This is a genomic window from Nonomuraea sp. NPDC051941 (assembly GCF_044593615.1).
In genome coordinates, this window is sequence record NZ_JBIUCF010000001.1 from 398637 (window position 1) to 416362 (window position 17726).

A 17726-nucleotide genomic window follows, 5' to 3' on the forward strand; every position below is an offset into this window, starting at 1 on the left:
GCATGAGAAGGCACCCTATTGAATAGGGAGTTCCAGGTAAAGGAAGATTAAAGCGTGTTGCGGGCCGTGGCGGACCAGGTGTTGCACGCGCCCGGACCGCCGCGGTTGAAGCCCCGCGTCATCCAGGCCGCCTGCGTCGGGCCCTTGCCGTGGTCGTTCTGGGGCCAGCCCTTGGCGCCGTTCTTCCTGAACCAGTCGACCGTGTACGCCCAGTCGGCGTCGGTGACCAGCTCCGTTCCCTTCATCGTGCTCATGAACACCGACGAGAAGCACTCCGCCTGCAGTTCCGAATTGCGCGAGAGTTGCAGCCGCTTCGCCTTGCCCGCGACATTCCTGGCGGTCCAGTAGTAGTTCCAGATGCCGGAGATCTGCTGGACGTGGTGCCCGTACTCGTGGGCGATCAGGCGGGTGATGCCCAGCGGGAACGGGTTGCGCAGCTGGTCCCTGCTGATCATCAGGTACATCGTGCGGTCCGTGGAGCAGTAGACGCCGTCGGCGCCGGTGTTCCAGGTGCCGCAGGGGGTCCTGACCTTGGTGGTGATGATGCGCAGCCGCGGCTTGGCGAAGGGCAGCCCGGCCTTGCGGAACTGGGCGGCCCACGCCTTGTTGAGGCAGTTGGTCACGCGGGTCAGGAAGCGCCGGTACGCGGTCATGCTCCCGGCCGGCAGGTCGCCGGGCGCGCAGTTGACGTCGGCCAGGCGCCCGGTCCGGTACAGCGGGTTCGCCGTCGCCAGCGCCCGGCCGATCGAGGGCCCCTTCTTCGACTCGCTGGAGCCCTTGGCCGGCGGGGAGGAGAGCTGCTGGGCCGCCCCGTTCAGCGACTCCGACGAGGGGGTGGCCACGCCGGCCAGCACGAGCACCAAACCGGCCGCTGCCAGGGCAAGCGCCACCATGGCGACCGCCAGCGCCGCGAGTTTGCTTTTGGGGGCAGAGTTCATATGTTCCGAAAAACTATCCCAAGATCAGACATATGTGGGTGGATTTGACTCGATGGAGTCAGTGAGGCGGGAGCGAACTAGACTCGGGTCAACGGCGCACAAGAGCAGAGGGGAGTCGGATCCGTGAGCGGGTTGCTGGGCTCGATAGAGGGACCGCACGACGTCAAACGGCTCACTGTCGAGGAGCTGCCGCGGCTTGCGGGGGAGATCCGCGACCTGCTGGTCGACTCGTGCGCCAGGTTCGGCGGCCATCTGGGCCCCAACCTGGGGGTGGTCGAGCTCACCATCGCCATCCACCGGGTCTTCGACTCCCCGAACGACCCCGTCGTCTGGGACACCGGCCACCAGTCGTACGTGCATAAGGTCCTCACCGGACGGGCCTCCGGCTTCGAGGCCCTCAAGCAGGAGGGTGGTCTGTCGGGCTACCCGAGCCAGGCCGAGTCGGAGCACGACTTCGTGGAAAACTCCCACGCCTCGACCGCGCTGTCCTACGCCGACGGCCTGGCCAAGGCGTTCAAGCTGCGCGGCGAGCAGGACCGCACGGTCGTGGCGGTGATCGGCGACGGCGCGCTGACCGGCGGCATGGCCTGGGAGGCGCTCAACAACATCGCCGCCGGCAAGGACCTCCGGCTCGTGATCGTGGTCAACGACAACGGCCGCTCCTACTCGCCCACGATCGGCGGCCTGGCCTCCCACCTGTCCAACCTGCGGGTCAACCGCAGGTATGAGGACTTCCTCGACTACGTCAAGGACAAGTTGGGGAACGTTCCCGTGCTCTACGACGCCCTGCACGGCTTCAAGAAGGGCGTCAAGGACGTCCTGGCCCCGCAGGTGATGTTCGAGGACCTCGGGCTCAAATATGTCGGCCCCATCGACGGCCACGACGAGCAGGCCATGGAGGCGGCGCTGCGCAAGGCACGCGACTTCCGCGGCCCCGTCATCGTCCACGCCCTCACCCAGAAGGGCCGCGGCTACACGCCCGCGGAGAATCACGACGAGGACCAGTTCCACTCGCCCGGCGCCTTCGACCGGGCCACCGGCGCGGAGAAGCCCAAGCCGCGCATCTGGACCAACGTCTTCAGCGAGGAGCTCGTCCGGCTCGGCAAGGAGCGCGAGGACCTCGTCGCGATCACCGCGGCCATGCTCCACCCGACGGGCCTCAACGCCTTCGCCGACGCCTACCCCGAGCGCATCTACGACGTCGGCATCGCCGAGCAGCACGCGCTGACCAGCGCCGCCGGCCTCGCCCTCGGCGGCATGCACCCGGTCGTGGCCGTCTACGCCACGTTCCTCAACCGGGCCTTCGACCAGCTCCTCATGGACGTCGCGCTGCACCGGCTGCCCGTCACGGTGGTGCTCGACCGCGCGGGCGTCACGGGCGACGACGGCGCCAGCCACAACGGCATGTGGGACCTGTCGATCCTCCAGGTCGTCCCCGGGCTGCGGGTCGCGGTGCCGCGCGACGGCGACCGGCTGACCGAGCTGCTGCGCGAGGCCGTCGAGGTCACCGACGGCCCGACCGTGCTGCGCTTCCCCAAGGGCCCGGTCGCCGAGCCGGTCGAGCCGGTGGGCAAGCTGGGCGAGATGGACGTGCTGCGCGCCCCCAAGGGCGACCCCGACGTGCTGCTGGTCGGCGTGGGCCCGATGGCGCAGCTCTGCATGGACGCCGCGGTCCTGCTCGACGCCCAGGGGATCGGGGCCACCGTGGTCGACCCCCGCTGGGTCAAGCCGCTCGATGAGGCGCTCGTGCTGGCCGCGAGCGCCCACAAGCTGGTGGCCGTCGTCGAGGACAACGGCCGCGTGGGCGCCGTGGGCGACGCCGTGGCCCGCCTGCTGCGCGACGCCGACGTCGACGTGCCGGTGCGCACGTACGGCATCCCGCAGGAGTTCCTCGACCACGCCAAGCGGGCCGCGATCCTCGCCAAGGTCGGCCTGACCGCGCAGGACCTCGCCCGGCAGATCACCGAGGCGGTCGCGAAGCGGACCTCCCACGAGGTGCCCGCCCGCCACTGAGCACCCGGCGCAGCGCGGCGGTGATCCCCGGCAGGGCGATCACCGCCGCGTCGCGCTCCTATCCGGAAGGTGAGACTGGATCCCGACCACGCATGATCACTCAGGGCGTGGGAAGGATCACCGGGCGTGGACATCTTTCGCACGAAGAGTGTCGAGCAGTCGATCCGTGACACCGAGGATCCGGAGCATCAGCTGCGCAAACGCCTGACGGCCACCGACCTGACGGTCTTCGGCATCGGGGTGATCGTCGGCACCGGGATCTTCGTGCTCACGGGACAGGTCGCCAAGGAGGTGGCGGGCCCGGCGGTGGCGCTCTCGTTCGTCGTCGCGGGCATCGTCTGCGGCCTGGCGGCCCTGTGCTACGCCGAGTTCGCCTCCACGATCCCGGTCGCCGGCTCGGCCTACACCTTCGCCTTCGCCACCCTGGGCGAGTTCCCCGCCTGGGTGATCGGCTGGGACCTGACCCTGGAGCTGGCGCTGGCCGCGGCCGTGGTGGCGGTCGGCTGGTCGGGCTACTTCGCCTCGATGCTGGCGTCGATCGGCATCCATCTGCCCGCCTCGATCGCGGGCGAGAACCCCGTGGTGAACGTGCCCGCCATCCTCATCGTCCTCCTCCTCACCGTGATCCTGGTGATCGGGATCAAGGTCTCCTCGCGGGTCAACCTCATCCTGGTGATCACGAAGATCACGGTCGTGCTGCTGGTGATCGTGGCCGGGCTGTTCTTCGTCAAGGGGGCCAACTACACGCCGTTCATCCCCGAGGCGGTGTCCACGCCGCGGGTCGAAGGGCTGAAGGCGCCGCTGATCCAGGTGCTGTTCGGCGTCACGCCGGTCGCGTTCGGCATGCTGGGCGTCTTCTCCGCCGCGGCGATCGTGTTCTTCGCGTTCATCGGCTTCGACATCGTGGCCACCGCCGCCGAGGAGACCATCCACCCGCAGCGCGACGTGCCGCGCGGCATCCTCGGCTCGCTGGCCATCTGCACGGCCCTGTACGTGGCCGTCTCGCTCGTCGTGGTCGGCATGCAGCGCTATGACCGGCTCAGCACCTCTGCGCCGCTGTCCGACGCGTTCACCTCGGTCGGCTACGGCTGGCTGGCCACCATCATCAGCGTCGGCGCCATCGCCGGCCTGACCACCGTGGTGCTCGTGCTGCTGCTCGGCCAGACCCGGGTGCTCTTCGCGATGTGCCGCGACGGGCTGCTGCCGCGCCCGCTGGCCAAGGTCCACCCCCAGTTCGGCACGCCGGCCCGGCTCACGATCATCATCGGCGTGGTGACGATGGCGCTGGCCGGGTTCGTGTCGTTCGGCGAGCTGGCCGAACTGGTGAACATCGGCACGCTCTTCGCGTTCGTGGTGGTCTCGATCGGGGTGGTCATTCTCCGGCGCACCCGGCCCGACCTGCCGAGGGCGTTCCGCGCGCCGTTCGTGCCGGTGCTGCCGGTCCTGTCGGTGCTGGCCTGCCTCTACCTCATGCTCAACCTGCCGGTGCAGACGTGGCTGAGGTTCCTGATCTGGATGATCGTCGGCGTCGTCATCTACTTCGTCTACGGCTACCGCCACAGCAGGACGGTCAAGGTCCGCGTCAAGAGCGGCGGCTGAGGGGGCGGGCGCCCGCCCCCTCCCGGCCGGTCAGAACGAGACGACGGCTCCCAGCGCGGCCTTCATCGTGCAGCCGTTGCCGAAGACCTTGGCCCACTGCACCGTCGTGCCCTGCCACTGGCCGGCCACCACGACGACGTGCGGCTGCAGCTCCTTCGTGCAGATGGCGTCCGGTGTGACGTTGAGCCGCTCGGGGTGTCCGTCGACCTTCTCCAGCAGCCGGCAGGCCGCGCGCGCGTTGGGGTGGGCCCCTCCCGCGGGGCCGCAGTTGAGCCAGACCGTCTTCGTCACGCCGTCCTTGACGGCGTCGACGATCTTGAGCTGCGCCTTCGGGTGGGGTGCGGCCACCGCGGGCGACGACGCGCCCACCATGAAGGCTCCGCAGAGCGCGATGGCACCGAATGCTCTCATCATGACTACTCTCCGTTCGTAGAACGGTACTCAACGCTACGACGGAGGCCGGTGAGGATCAGGGAGGCCCGCCGGGGCGGGCCTCCTTCAAAAGGTTCAGGCGGGCAGCGAGGCCACGCCGGGCGACAGGAACCGCGGCCGGGCGATGCCCGTCCTGTCCAGGTACGGGGTGATCCCGCCCAGGTGGAACGGCCAGCCGGCCCCGAGGATCATGCACAGGTCGATGTCCTGCGGCGCGGCGACCACGCCCTCGTCCAGCATGATGCGGACCTCCCTGGCCAGCGCCGCCAGGACGCGCTCGCGTACCTGCTCGGCGGTGGACGGTGACGTGCCGCCCGAGAAGAGGGCGACCGCCTCCGGGTCGAGCGTGAAGTCGGGCCGGTAGACGCCCGGCTTGCCCGCGGCGACCAGCTTGGCCATGTTCTCCGAGACGCCGAACCGGTCGGGGAAGGCCTCGTGCAGCGTCTCGGCGACGTGCAGGCCGACGGCCGGGCCGACGAGCTGCAGCAGAGCGAACGGCGACATGGGCAGCCCGAGCCCGTCCAGCGCGTGCTCGGCCACCTCCAGCGGCGTGCCCTCGTCCACGGCCGTCACGACCTCGCCCATGAAGCAGGTCAGCAGCCGGTTGACCACGAACGCCGGGGCGTCCTTGACCAGCACCGACGACTTCTTCAGCGACTTGCCCACCGCGAACGCCGTGGCCAGCGTGGCGTCGTCCGTCGCGGCGCCGCGGATGATCTCCAGCAGCGGCATGACGGCGACCGGGTTGAAGAAGTGGAACCCGACCAGCCGCTCGGGGTGTGCCAGCCCGGTGCCCATCTCGGTCAGGGAGAGCGAGGAGGTGTTCGTGGCCAGCACGCACTCGGCCGAGACCACGGCCTCCACCTCGGCGAACACCTGCTTCTTGACCGCCATGTCCTCGAACACGGCCTCGATCACGAAGTCGGCGTCGGCGAAGGCGTCCTTCGTCAGCGACCCGGTCACCAGGGCCTTGAGCCGGTTGGCCTGGTCGGCCGAGACGCGGCCCTTGCCCAGGAGCTTGTCGACCTCGGCGTGCACGTACCCGACGCCCTTGTCGAGCCGGGCCTGGTCGAGGTCGGTCAGCACGACCGGCACCTCCAGGCGGCGCGCGAACAGCAGCGCCATCTGCGAGGCCATCAGCCCCGCGCCCACCACGCCGACCTTGGTGACCTTGCGGGCCAGCGACCGGTCGGGCGCGCCCGCGGGCCGCTTGGCACGGCGCTGCACCAGGTCGAACGAGTAGAGCCCGGCCCGCAGCTCGTCACCCATCAGCAGGTCGGCCAGCGCCTCGTCCTCGGCGGCGAAGCCCTCGTCGCGGGAGGCCGTGCGGGCCTGGGCGATCAGGTCGAGCGCGCGGTAGGGGGCGGGCGAGGCGCCGCGCAGCTTCATGTCCACCAGGAAGCGCGCGTCGGCGACCGTCTTGTCCCAGTCCTCGTCACTGTTCTCGTCGTGTGCCGGCCGCTCCACGGCCAGCTCGCCCTTGACCACGCGGGCGGCCCAGCGCAGCGACTCCTCCAGGAAGTCGGCGGGCTCGAACATCGCGTCCGCGACGCCCAGCTCGTACGCCTCCTTGCCCTTGACCATGCGGTTCTGCGAGAGCGGGTTCTCGATGACGAGCTTGATCGCCTTCGCCGGGCCGATCAGGCGGGGCAGGAGCTGCGTGCCGCCCCAGCCCGGCACCAGACCGAGGAAGCACTCCGGCAGCGCTACCGCGGGCACGCCCGAGGAGATGGTCCGGTACGTGCAGTGCAGCGCCACCTCGAGCCCGCCGCCCATCGCGGCGCCGTTCACGAACGCGAACGACGGGATCGCCAGCTCGCCCAGCCTGCGGAACACGTGGTGGCCCAGAGCGCCGATGGCCAGGGCCTCCTCGCGGGTGGACAGCGCGGCCGCGCCCTTGAGGTCGGCGCCGACGGCGAAGATGAACGGCTTGCCCGTCACGCCCACCGCGGCCAGGTCGGTGCGCTCGGCGATCTCCGACAAGGCGCCGTTGAGCGCGAACAGGCCGTTCGGGCCGAACGTGTTGGGCTTGGTGTGGTCGAAGCCGTTGTCCAGCGTGATCAGCGCCATCGTGCCGGCGCCGTAGGGGAGCTGGACGTCGCGCACGAGCGCCTTGGTGACGACTTCGTCGGTGTTGCGCCCGCCCAGCAGCGCGCGCCAGTTCTCGACGTTGGTCATGCGAGGTTCTCCCAGATCACAGTGCCGCCCATGCCCATGCCGACGCACATGGTGGTGATGCCGTACCGCACGTCGGGACGCTCGCCGAACTGCCGCGCGAGCTGCGTCATCAGCCGTACTCCCGAGGAGGCGAGCGGGTGCCCGTAGGCGATCGCGCCGCCGTACTGGTTCACGCGGGGATCGTCGTCGGTGATCCCGAAGTGGTCGAGGAACGCCAGCACCTGGACGGCGAACGCCTCGTTGATCTCGAACAGCCCGATGTCGGAGATGTCCAGGCCGGCCAGCCGGAGCGCCCGCTCCGTGGACGGGATCGGTCCGACGCCCATGACCTCGGGGTCCACGCCCGCGAACGCGTAGGAGACGAGCCGCATCTTCGCGCCCAGCCCCAGCTCGTCCGCGACCTCCTTGGCGGCCACGACGCACCCGGTGGCGCCGTCGTTGATGCCGGAGGAGTTGCCCGCCGTGACGTTGCCGTGCGGCCGGAAGGGCGTCTTGAGCGTGCTCAGCCCTTCCACCGTGGTGCCGGGCCGCGGCGCCTCGTCCTCGACCGCCAGGCCCCAGCCCTTCTCGGCCGTCCTGATCGCGGTCGGGACCAGGTCGGGCTGGATCCGGCCGTCGGCGTACGCCTTGGCCGCCCGCTCCTGCGACAGCACCGCGTACGCGTCCGCGCGGCCCTTGGTGATGTGCGGGTAGCGGTCGTGCAGGTTCTCCGCCGTCATACCCATGACCAGCGCGCTCGGGTCGACCAGCTTCTCCGACAGGAAGCGCGGGTTGGGATCGACGCCCTCGCCCATCGGGTGGCGGCCCATGTGCTCGACGCCGCCGGCGATGGCCACGTCGTACGCGCCGAACGCGATGCCGCCCGCGACCGTGGTGACCGCGGTCATCGCGCCCGCGCACATGCGGTCGATGGCGTAGCCGGGCACGCTCTTGGGCAGCCCTGCCAGCACCGCCGCCGCCCGGCCGATGGTCAGGCCCTGGTCGCCGATCTGCGTGGTCGCGGCGATGGCGACCTCGTCCACTCGCTCGGGGGGCAGGTTGGGATTGCGCCGGACGAGCTCGCGGATGACGCGGACGACCAGGTCGTCGGCGCGGGTCTCCGCGTACAGCCCTTTTGGTCCCGACCTGCCGAAAGGCGTGCGCACGCCGTCGACGAACACGACGTCACGAGAGGAAGGCACGGATTCGCTCCTCGTTGATAGGGTTCCGTGCCTATGCTACTCGTCAGTAACTACTCCGCAGACGAGGGCGGCGGTCAGCAATGTGTAAACGACCGCCGTGGCCGGCTCCCAGAGATGGGCGCGGGCCCCGACCAGGGCCGCGACCGCCACGGCCGCGCCCGTCCAGAGCGCCGCGCCCTCTCGCCGGCGCGCGCCTCGGCCGGGGTCCCACGGATCGCCAGGTGACCCGCCCGACCGCAGGGCGCGCGCCAGTGTCCCCAACGCGTCGCCTGCCCACCAGAGGACGAACAACACCCCCGTCGCGAGACTCATCAGCGCCAGCGCCTCGGTGGCCCAGCCCAGGGAGTCGGCGAAGCCGTACAGGGCGGCCTCCCGGAACAGGCGCGGCGCCGTCCAGCCGAGCAGCAGCGTCACCGCCCAGCAGCAGGCCACGGCCAGCCTGCTGAGGGGGCGCACGCGTCCGGCGCGGGGGGCGGCGTACAGCTCGCGCTCCTTGCGGTGGACGTGCCGGGCGTGGGTGCCCCAGACGTACTGGGTGATCGCCTGCGCGGGCACCGCGGCCGCGAAGACCGCCAGCGACAACACGGCCAGCGGTAGCGTCTGCTCCCTCGTCTGCGCCCGGTCGGCGAGCAGCTGGGCGGTGGCCAGCAGCGCGATCGAGGCGGAGAGCGCGACGAAGGCCCGGCGGCGGGCGGTTCTGGCTCTGGCCCGCAGCCCGGCCAGTTCCTGGGCGCCTGGAGGGGGCGCCATCTCGGTCAACAGCATGAATGTCATCATGGCGTCACTCTGCGTGGTGACGCCCCGGATTCCCGTGCTTTGGATGGAGCTCCTCGCCCGGCACGCAACAGTGGCAGCCCCGAGGATTGCCACTTTTATCTGCAAGGCGCGACAGTCCTGGAATCATCGGTAACTCGGTGAGCTACGCGCCGCCAGCTGGCGGTACGCGTTTCTCTTGTGGGGTGGGTGAAGGGGGGCGCGTGAGGCAGAGTCCGGAACACGTGGGGGATGCTCCGCCGCGGCGCAGGAGGCGGCGCGAGCGCGGCCCGCGATGGCGGGTCTCGGTACTGGGGTGGGTCGGCATCGGGATGACGCTGGTGCTGGTGGTCGTCTCGGTCGGGGCGTACGCGTACTACCGGCACATCGAGAGCGAGATCCCCCGCGAGCCCATCGTCGTCGGCGAGAGCCGCCCGCCGGACACCGGCGCGCTCAACGTCCTGCTCGTCGGCTCCGACTCCCGTGAGGGCGACAACAAGAGGTACGGCCCCCACCTCAAGGAGATCGGCGAGCGCACCGACACGATCATGCTGCTGCACATCTCCCCGAACCGGGACAAGGCCACCATGATCAGCTTTCCGCGTGACTCCATGGTCATGATCCCGGAGTGCAAGAGCCGTACCGGCGCCCTGATCCCCGGCGGCCTGCGCCAGATCAACGCCGCCTTCAACGACGGCGGCATCAACTGCACGATCAAGACCCTCGAGTCGCTCACCAACATCAGGATCGACCACTTCGTGAAGGTCGACTTCACCGGCTTCAAGGGCATCATCGACGCCATCGGCGGCATCGAGATCTGCCTGCCCAAGGCCGTCAACGACCCCAAGGCGAAGCTGGTGCTCAGCGCGGGCCGGCACGTGGTCAGCGGCGAGCAGGCGCTGGGGTACGTGCGCGCCCGGTACTCGCTGGGCGACGGCAGCGACCTGAGCAGGATCCAGCGCCAGCAGGTCTTCCTCACCAAGGTGCTGCAGGCGGTCACCGACGGCGGCCTGCTCACCGACCCGGTCAAGCTGAACTCGTTCCTGCTGGCCGCCACCAAGGCCGTCACGCTGGACGATCAGCTCACCCTCGACCGCATGGTGGACATCGCCCTCAGCGTCAAGGGCCTGACGACCAAGGAGCTCAAGGGCATCACGGTGCCCACCGAGCCCTACCCGGCGGACAAGAACCGGGTCCAGTTCAGCCAGCCGTCTGCCCGCGACTTCTTCGAGAGCGTGCGCAACGACGTCGAGGTCACCGCGGCTCCCTCGCCCGGCAAGTCAGCCGGGCCCAAGATCGAGAACAAGCAGGTGCGCGTCCAGGTGCTCAACGGCACGGGGGAGCAGGGCAAGGCGCTCAAGGTGGCCGACGAGCTGGCCGCCCAGGGTTTCGTGATCACGGAGGTCGGCAACGTCGCCGCCACCCCGAAGACCGCACTCCGGTACGCCAAGAAGGACGCCGCCGACGGGCCCGCCTACGGGGACGCGGTGGCCTCGCGGCTGTCGAAGGAGAAGAAGACGCCCGTGGCCGGCAAGGTCAAGCCGATCACCACGCAGCCGTACAAGTCCAAGGCCGGCGTCGAGGTCCCCGGCGGGCCGATCATCCAGGTCGTCATCGGGGCGGACTGGCCCGGCGTGCGCGTCGTGTCGGCGATCCCCGACTCGCTCAAGGACAAGGTCGTCGACTCCGACACCAACCCCTGCCTGTGACTCCTGACTGTGCTCTTGACAAGCCGCCCGGACCCGGTCCGGGCGGCCTTTCGCCTGCCGTGCCCCGTGACGCCGGAGCGTGCCCGCGCGGGTGAACTCCGTGGTCAAAGGGGGTTCTGGAGGGCCGATCGGCTCACCAACAGCGTGCCTTCGATCTCTTAGAGTGACGAATGTTACAGAGAGTGTTTTTAGGGAAACATGTGAAATTTCCGGACAAGTGATGGTCGGGTCTGTTAAGAAGGGCGCGGTCCGAATTCGTACTAGAGAGGTTCATCGTGGCGCGCGACGAGAACGACAGGCCTTATGAGGATGGGCAGGGGAGGTCGTTAAACCCGGATCTGACGGGCGACGTGCTTTCCCCACGGTGGAGCACCGATGACACCGACGAGCAGCCCGCCATCCAGGTCGTCGGCAACGAGACCTACATCCTCCCCCTCGACAAGAGCGAGCCCCAGCTCATCGGGGGCCGTGACCTGCTCGACGACGGCCCGCACGATGTCCTCGGCGGTCAGAGCGACCCGCTCGACGCGGGTCAGCGCGACGTGTACGGCGACCCGCTCGACGTGGGGGGCCAGCGCGACATGTACGTGGCCGGCGACCCGCTGGACGGCAGCAAACGCGACGTGTACGCGGCCGGCGACCCGCTCGACGTGGGCCACCGCGACGTGTACGGCGGGGCCAGCGGTCCCCATCACGTCCTGGACGCCGACGACCTGGGCGGACCCAGCGGCTCCCACCGCATCGAGGACGACAACCCGTACCTCCCGCTCGACCGCAGCTACGACGCCGGGATCGACGACGACCACGACGACGACAAGCCCAAGCGCGGCTTCCTCGGCTCGGGCTGGACTGAGGACTCGGACGACAAGCGCCCGCAGGACAGGCGCTCGGGCGGCCGTTCCGGCGGCGGCGGCAGCGGCGACGACGGCGGCGAGGTGCGCCGGCGCACCAGGAAGCTGCTGGTGGTCGCGGCCGCGGTGGTGCTGGTCGGCGTGGGTGCCGGCTTCATGCTCACGGGCAACTCCTCCGACGACCCCTGCAAGGGCGGTCAGTGCGCCAGCGCGGGCGAGGTGACGCGCCCCTCGGAGAGTGCGGCCCCCGAGGACACGACCTCGGAGGAGGAGACTCCCGAGACCGAGGATACGGACACCCCGGAGCCGACCGACTCTGAGTCCGATACCCCGACGACGACCGCGCCCACGCGGGCGGCCCGGCCCACGCGCGAGCCCTCGGCCCGTCCGACGAACACGCGCATCGGCCAGCCGACGACGAAGGCGAGCACCAGGCCCACCCGCGCCCCGCAGAACCAGACGAACGACAACGACGACCGCACGAGCACGACGAACGACACGGACAGCAGGGACAACACGGTGTCGACCAAGGCGCCGGAGTCGAGGTCCACCCAGGCTCCCTCCACGCAGGCGCCGCCGCAGACCCAGGCGCCCGCGCCCACACCCACCAAGGAGAGCAAGGGACTTCTGGACATCCTGTTCCCCTGGGCCTGAGACGTGCGAGGATGCGGATCCAGGTGCTGATCTGGCAGACTTGGAAACCGCTTTCCGGGGAGGTCTCGTGGTCACGCTTGAGGATGTCGCCAAGCAGGCGGGCGTCTCGCTCGCGACAGCCTCGCGGGTGCTCAACGGCAGCACCCGCCAGGTGGGCGCGACTCTGCGGGCGCGCGTCGAGCAGGCCGCGGACGAGCTGGGCTACCGCGCCAACATCGCCGCCCAGACGCTCGCCCGCGGCGCCAGCAACGTCATCGGCATCGTCGTCCACGACCTGACCGACCCCTACTTCGCGGCCCTGGCCGACGGGGCGATGCGGGCGGCCGCCACCGAGGGCCTGCTGGTCATGGTGGGCACCACGCATCGCGATCCCGAGCAGGAGATCGCCTACGTGGCCACGCTCAACGCCCAGCGCGTGCGGGCGGTGCTGCTGGTCGGCTCGCGCGTCGCCGACCACGCTGTCACGGGGCGCCTGCGCGACGAGCTCGCCCGCTACCAGTCGGGCGGCGGCCGCGCCGCCTGCGTGGGCCAGGACCTCCTCGGCGTCGACACCGTCGCGCCCGCCAACAGAGCGGGCGCCGCCGAGCTCGCTCGCGCGCTGGCCGGGCTCGGGCACACGCGGTTCGCGGTGCTGGCCGGGCCGCCGCACCTGGTGACGGCGGCCGACCGGTGCGCCGGGTTCGCCGGGGCGCTGGAGGAGCTGGGGCTGCCCGCGCCGCACGTCATCCACGGGCCGTTCGACCGCGACGGCGGCTACGCGGCGGCCCAGCAGGTCAAGGACGCGACCTGCGTGTTCGCGGTCAACGACGTGATGGCGGTCGGGGCGCTGGCGGCTTACAGGGAGCGCGGGGTCCGGGTGCCGGAGGACGTCTCGGTGGCCGGGTTCGACGACATCGTGACGCTGCGGGACCACGTGCCCGCGCTGACGACCGTGCGGCTGCCCCTGACGGACATGGGCGCGCGGGCGCTGGAGCTCGCGCTGGGTGAGACGGACGAGGTCGTGGTCGAGCAGGTCGCGGGCGAGGTCGTGCTGCGAGAGAGCGTACGGAGGATGGCGTGAAGCTGGCCGTCAGCACCCTGGGGATGCCCGGTGAAGGGCTGGACAGGGCGATCGGGATCGCGGCCGGAGGCGGCTGCCAGGGCCTCGAGCTGCGCCTGCACCCGGACACCGGGGTGCACGCCGGCCTCGACGCCGCGGAGCGGCGCTCGGTGCGGGAACGGGTCGAGCGGGCGGGCCTGGAGATCGCCGCACTCGCCGGATATGTCAGGGTATGTGCGCCTGGACCGGACGAACCGGCCATCGAGGCGCTCCTCGCCGACCTCCGGCTCGCCGCCGACCTGGGTGCCCCCGCGGTGCGGGTGTTCCCGGGCGGCGACGATCCCGCCGTCGGCGCCCGCCGGCTCAAGGCGGTCTCCGGTACGGCCTCCGCGCTCGGCGTCCGCGTCCTCGTCGAGACGCACGACCACATGGCCACCGGCGCCGCCGTGGCCGGGCTGCTGGCCGAAGCGGTCTGCCCCGAGTCCACCGGCGCGATCTGGGACCTGCTGCACCCGTGGCGCCACGGCGAACCCCCGGCCGAAACGCTGGCCGCGCTGGGCCCGTACCTCTCCTACGTCCAGGTCAAGGACGCGGTCTCGGCCGAGGACACCACGCCGGTGCCCATGTGGACGGGCTCGGTGCCCTTGGAGGAGTCGGGCGAGCTGCTGCGCGCGGCAGGTTACGACGGATGGGTGTCGCTGGAATGGGAGCGCACCTGGTATCCGCAGGTCGCCCCGGTCGAGGAGATCCTCCCGGGCGCGGCTGACTGGGTGCGGCGTTTCGCCCTTTAGATACCTTTCGCCGCTTAGATAGGGGGATGCCCCTATCTAAGCGGAACAAGGTGCTGGTCGTCGGGATGGACGGCCTGCGGTTCGACCGCCTCCAGGCTCTGGGCGCGCCCGTGCTGGGCTCGCTCATGTCCTCCGGCGCGTACGGCACCAGCAAGCTCCCCTACGGCGAGGCGGGAACGCCGCGTACGGAGTCGCCCGGCCAGGTCGTCCCCAAGTCTCCGGAGCCGGGCGGTCGCGTCATCGCCTCGCGGACGGACTCGGGTCCCGGCTGGTCGTCGATCGCCACCGGAGTCTGGCCGGACAAACACGGCGTGGTGGACAACGGCTTCGCCAACCCCCGTTTCACGAAATATCCGGACTTCTTGACTCGTGCGAAGCATGCCCGGCCGGAGTTGAGCACCGCCGCGTTCTTCTCCTGGGGGGCGCTGGAGGAGCACGGCGCGTTCAGCCGGGCCATCGACCACCGGTTCGTCCTGGACGGCTACGAGTTCGGCTCCTGGGCCGAGGCCGACAGGCAGGTCGCCGAGGCCGCCGAGCGGCACCTGGCCGCGGCCGACCCCGACGCCGTCTTCGTGTATCTGGGCGACACCGACGAGGTGGCCCACGACCTCGGCCCCCATTGCCCCGAGTACTTCGACGCTCTCCAGACCCAGGACGCCTACCTGGGGCAGCTGCTCGACACCGTCCGCGGGCGGTCCTCGTACCCCGGCGAGCGATGGACGGTGCTGATCACGACCGACCACGGGCACGTGGACGAGGGCGGCCACGGCGGGATCTCGGACGAGGAGCGCACGGTGTTCGTGATCGCGAACCGGCTCGAGGAGGACCTGGGCGGCCGCTCGCTCGGCGAGCCGCGGCTGGTCGACGTGGGGCCGACGGCGCTGGGCGTGCTGGGCGTCGGGGTCGATCCCACCTGGGATCTGGACGGCGCGGATCTTTTCATCAACCGTTGAATTTCTCTCACGGAAGAGCCACACTGAGTGACAGGAAGCTGAACCGCAGGGGAGCAGACGATGAAGACGGCACTGGCCTTCTCCGAGATCGACGCCGGGATGCTCGCCGAGGTGGGCGGCAAGGCCGCGAACCTCGGCGAGCTGGCCAGGGCCGGCCTTCCCGTCCCGCCGGGATGGGTGCTGACCACGGAGGCGTACCGGCGGGTCGCGGAGGGCCTGGAGACGAGCGGCGACGGGCTCGCCGAGCGGGCCAGGCGGCACCTGCTGGAGGCGCCGGTGCCGGACGACGTGCGCGAGACGATCGTGTCGTCCTACGCCGCGCTCGGTGACGACGTGGCCGTGGCGGTGCGCTCGTCCGCCACGGCCGAGGACCTGCCGTTCGCCAGCTTCGCCGGGCAGCAGGACACCTACCTCAACGTCGTCGGCGCCGAGGCGGTGGTGGAGGCCGTGCGCCGCTGCTGGGCCTCGCTCTGGACCGACCGCGCGGTCGCCTACCGCGAGTCCAACGGCATCGACCACGCCGCCGTCCGGCTGGCGGTGGTCGTGCAGGAGATGGTGGACGCGCGGGTGGCGGGCGTGATGTTCACCGCCAACCCGGTGACCGGGCGGCGGCGCGAGGCCGTCATCGACGCCAACCCCGGGCTCGGCGAGGCCGTCGTCTCCGGCGCCGTGAACCCCGACCGGTTCGTCGTGCACGGCGGCGAGATCCTCGAACGCCACGCCGGCGACAAGCGCCTGACCATCCGTTCCGTGCCCGGCGGCGGCACGGAACGCGTCGAGACCGCGCACGACGGTCTCTGCCTGACCGACGGCCAGGTGCGCGCGCTGGCCGAGCTGGGCGCCCGCGTGGAGGACCACTACGGCGCGCCCCAGGACACCGAGTGGGCCATCGACGGCGACGGCCGGCTCTGGCTCACCCAGGCGAGACCGATCACCACCCTCTACCCGCTGCCCGAGCAGAGCCGGCCGGGCCTGCGGGTGTACTTCTCGGTCAACGTCGTGCAGGGCGTCATGGGGCCGCTCACCCCGATGGGCCTGTCGGCGTTCCGGCTGATCTCCTCCGGGGCGGCGGGGCTGCCCGGCTACGGGCCGGCCGACCCGCGGGACGGCGCGCCGTTCATGACCGTGTCGGGCCAGCGCATGTGGCTGGACCTGACCACGGCCGTACGCAGCCGCTTCGGCCGCGCGGTCCTGCCGCGCATGCTCGCGCTGGGCGAGGCGCGCACCGTCCCCGTGTTCGAGCGGCTGATGGAGGACCCGAGGCTCTCGGTGGTGCACACGTCACCCCGCCCGGTCCTGCGCGGCCTGCGCAGGTTCGCCCGCCGCATCCACGCGCCCTCCCGGCTCCTGCTCGCCCTGACGCGGCCGAAGGAGGGCCTCGCGTACGCCGCCCGCATCGGCGAGCAGCTGGACCGGCGCCTGCGGCTCCCCGAGGCGGCCACCCCCGCCCAGCGCCTGGACCACGCCGAACGCCTGCTCGCCGCCACCTTCCCGGTCATCCTCTCGATCATGCCCATGGTGCTCACCGGCTACGGCCTGTTCGCGCTGGCCTCCAGGCTCTCCGGCGTGCCGATCGCCGACATGCAGGACGTCCTGCGCAGCGTCCCGCACAACCCGACCACGGAGATGGACCTGGAGCTGTGGCACCTGGCCACCCGCATCGAGCCGGAGCCGTTCAGGAAGGAGCCGGTGGCCGAGCTGGTCCGCCTCTTCGAGGCCGGCAACCTCCCGCCGGTCGCCCAGCGCGAGATCACCGCGTTCCTGGACGAGTACGGCCACCGCGGCGTCGCCGAGATCGACCTGGGCGTGCCCCGCTGGTCGGAGGAGCCCGCGCACATCCTCGGCGTGCTGGCCAACTACCTGCGGATGGACGGCGGCGCCGACCTCGCGCCCTCCGCGCTGTTCGCCAAGGGGGCCGAGGCGGCGCGCTCCGCCATCGCCCACGTGGCGTCCGAGGCCCGCCGCAAGGGCCGCTGGCGGGCCGCGGTCGTGCGTCTCGGGCTCCGGCGGACCAGGGAGTTCGCGGGGCTGCGCGAGCTGCCCAAGTTCTACCTGGTCAAGACCCTCGCCGGGGTGCGGCGGAGCATGCTCGCGGTGGGGGAGCACCTGGTGGGCCTCGGCGTCCTGGACTCGGCGCGGGACGTGTACTTCCTCGGCTTCGACGAGGCCAGGGCCGCCCTGGACGGGGGCGACCTGCGCGCGGTCGTGGCGGAGCGGCAGGAGACGTACGAGCGGGAGTCGCGCCGCAGGCACGTCCCGAGGATCCTGCTGTCCGACGGCACCGAGCCCGAGGCGCTCGCGACCAGTGCCGTGGAAGGCGCGCTGACGGGCACCGCCGCCTCGGCCGGCACCGTCAAGGGCGTGGCCAGAGTGGTGCTCGACCCCATCGGCGCGCACCTGGAGCCCGGCGAGATCCTGGTCTGCCCCTCGACCGATCCGGGCTGGACGCCGCTGTTCCTGACGGCGGGCGGGCTGGTGATGGAGATGGGCGGCGCGATGTCGCACGGCGCCGTGGTGGCCAGGGAGTACGGCATCCCGGCCGTCGTCGGCGTCCCCGACGCCACCCACCGCATCACGACGGGGCAGGAGATCGAAGTGAACGGCGCCGCGGGGACCGTGACGCTATCGTGATCAA

13 protein-coding genes are annotated in these 17726 nt (G+C 71.1%); 8 read left to right on the forward strand and 5 right to left on the reverse strand.

Annotation, left to right across the window (positions count from 1 at the left end; genetic code table 11):
- Positions 1-47: 47 nt before the first annotated feature.
- Entirely contained in the window at positions 48-938 is an 891-nt protein-coding gene (locus tag ACIHFD_RS01790) for a neutral zinc metallopeptidase (protein ID WP_364239580.1), read from the reverse strand.
- A gap of 132 nt (positions 939-1070) precedes the next feature.
- Between ACIHFD_RS01790 and dxs the strand changes: the two genes are divergently transcribed.
- Positions 1071-2951 carry a 1-deoxy-D-xylulose-5-phosphate synthase gene (dxs, locus tag ACIHFD_RS01795; protein ID WP_397365462.1) on the forward strand — a complete coding sequence of 627 codons (1881 nt, stop codon included), beginning with the start codon at positions 1071-1073 and terminating at the stop codon, positions 2949-2951.
- A 126-nt stretch (positions 2952-3077) separates the two neighbouring features.
- Positions 3078-4550, forward strand: a complete 1473-nt coding sequence (locus ACIHFD_RS01800) for an amino acid permease (protein WP_397365139.1) — start codon at positions 3078-3080, stop codon at positions 4548-4550.
- 30 nt (positions 4551-4580) lie between these two features.
- Here the strand turns inward: ACIHFD_RS01800 and ACIHFD_RS01805 are convergent, their stop codons facing one another.
- The 4 genes from ACIHFD_RS01805 to ACIHFD_RS01820 all read right to left on the reverse strand — a co-directional run bounded on the left by ACIHFD_RS01805 (position 4581) and on the right by ACIHFD_RS01820 (position 9106).
- The gene (locus ACIHFD_RS01805) at positions 4581-4964 is read right to left on the reverse strand and encodes an SSI family serine proteinase inhibitor (RefSeq protein WP_397365140.1); all 384 of its coding nucleotides are present in this window, start codon (positions 4962-4964) and stop codon (positions 4581-4583) included.
- A 93-nt stretch (positions 4965-5057) separates the two neighbouring features.
- Positions 5058-7160, reverse strand: coding sequence for a 3-hydroxyacyl-CoA dehydrogenase NAD-binding domain-containing protein (locus ACIHFD_RS01810; RefSeq protein ID WP_397365141.1), 2103 nt, complete (start codon positions 7158-7160; stop codon positions 5058-5060).
- Positions 7157-8320, reverse strand: coding sequence for a thiolase family protein (locus tag ACIHFD_RS01815; RefSeq protein ID WP_397365463.1), 1164 nt, complete (start codon positions 8318-8320; stop codon positions 7157-7159). Before ACIHFD_RS01815 ends, ACIHFD_RS01810 begins: the two co-directional genes overlap by 4 nt.
- A gap of 57 nt (positions 8321-8377) precedes the next feature.
- Positions 8378-9106, reverse strand: a complete 729-nt coding sequence (locus ACIHFD_RS01820) for a hypothetical protein (protein ID WP_397365142.1) — start codon at positions 9104-9106, stop codon at positions 8378-8380.
- 212 nt (positions 9107-9318) lie between these two features.
- On the opposite strand from ACIHFD_RS01820, the gene ACIHFD_RS01825 reads away from it, so the two are divergent.
- The 6 genes from ACIHFD_RS01825 to ACIHFD_RS01850 all read left to right on the forward strand — a co-directional run bounded on the left by ACIHFD_RS01825 (position 9319) and on the right by ACIHFD_RS01850 (position 17722).
- Positions 9319-10803, forward strand: a complete 1485-nt coding sequence (locus ACIHFD_RS01825; RefSeq protein WP_397365143.1) for an LCP family protein — start codon at positions 9319-9321, stop codon at positions 10801-10803.
- Between the two features lie 350 nt (positions 10804-11153).
- Entirely contained in the window at positions 11154-12308 is a 1155-nt protein-coding gene (locus ACIHFD_RS01830) for a hypothetical protein (protein WP_397365144.1), read from the forward strand.
- 67 nt (positions 12309-12375) lie between these two features.
- Positions 12376-13368, forward strand: coding sequence for a LacI family DNA-binding transcriptional regulator (locus ACIHFD_RS01835; protein WP_350722770.1), 993 nt, complete (start codon positions 12376-12378; stop codon positions 13366-13368).
- Positions 13365-14138 carry a sugar phosphate isomerase/epimerase family protein gene (locus ACIHFD_RS01840; protein ID WP_397365145.1) on the forward strand — a complete coding sequence of 258 codons (774 nt, stop codon included), beginning with the start codon at positions 13365-13367 and terminating at the stop codon, positions 14136-14138. The genes ACIHFD_RS01835 and ACIHFD_RS01840 overlap by 4 nt, the downstream gene beginning before the upstream one ends.
- Positions 14139-14164: 26 nt before the next feature.
- Complete coding sequence (locus ACIHFD_RS01845) at positions 14165-15091, forward strand: alkaline phosphatase family protein (RefSeq protein WP_397365146.1); 927 nt, start codon at positions 14165-14167, stop codon at positions 15089-15091.
- Between the two features lie 60 nt (positions 15092-15151).
- Positions 15152-17722 carry a PEP/pyruvate-binding domain-containing protein gene (locus tag ACIHFD_RS01850; protein ID WP_397365147.1) on the forward strand — a complete coding sequence of 857 codons (2571 nt, stop codon included), beginning with the start codon at positions 15152-15154 and terminating at the stop codon, positions 17720-17722.
- Positions 17723-17726 lie beyond the last annotated feature (4 nt).

What these genes read in the sequence shown, in the direction of transcription:
- ACIHFD_RS01805 (WP_397365140.1), bottom strand. Translation starts at nt 4,964, where the DNA reads ATGATGAGAGCATTCGGTGCCATCGCGCTCTGCGGAGCCTTCATGGTG.
- ACIHFD_RS01790 (WP_364239580.1), bottom strand. Translation starts at nt 938, where the DNA reads ATGAACTCTGCCCCCAAAAGCAAACTCGCGGCGCTGGCGGTCGCCATG.
- ACIHFD_RS01820 (WP_397365142.1), bottom strand. Translation starts at nt 9,106, where the DNA reads ATGCTGTTGACCGAGATGGCGCCCCCTCCAGGCGCCCAGGAACTGGCC.
- ACIHFD_RS01850 (WP_397365147.1), top strand. Translation starts at nt 15,152, where the DNA reads ATGAAGACGGCACTGGCCTTCTCCGAGATCGACGCCGGGATGCTCGCC.
- ACIHFD_RS01845 (WP_397365146.1), top strand. Translation starts at nt 14,165, where the DNA reads ATGCCCCTATCTAAGCGGAACAAGGTGCTGGTCGTCGGGATGGACGGC.
- ACIHFD_RS01810 (WP_397365141.1), bottom strand. Translation starts at nt 7,160, where the DNA reads ATGACCAACGTCGAGAACTGGCGCGCGCTGCTGGGCGGGCGCAACACC.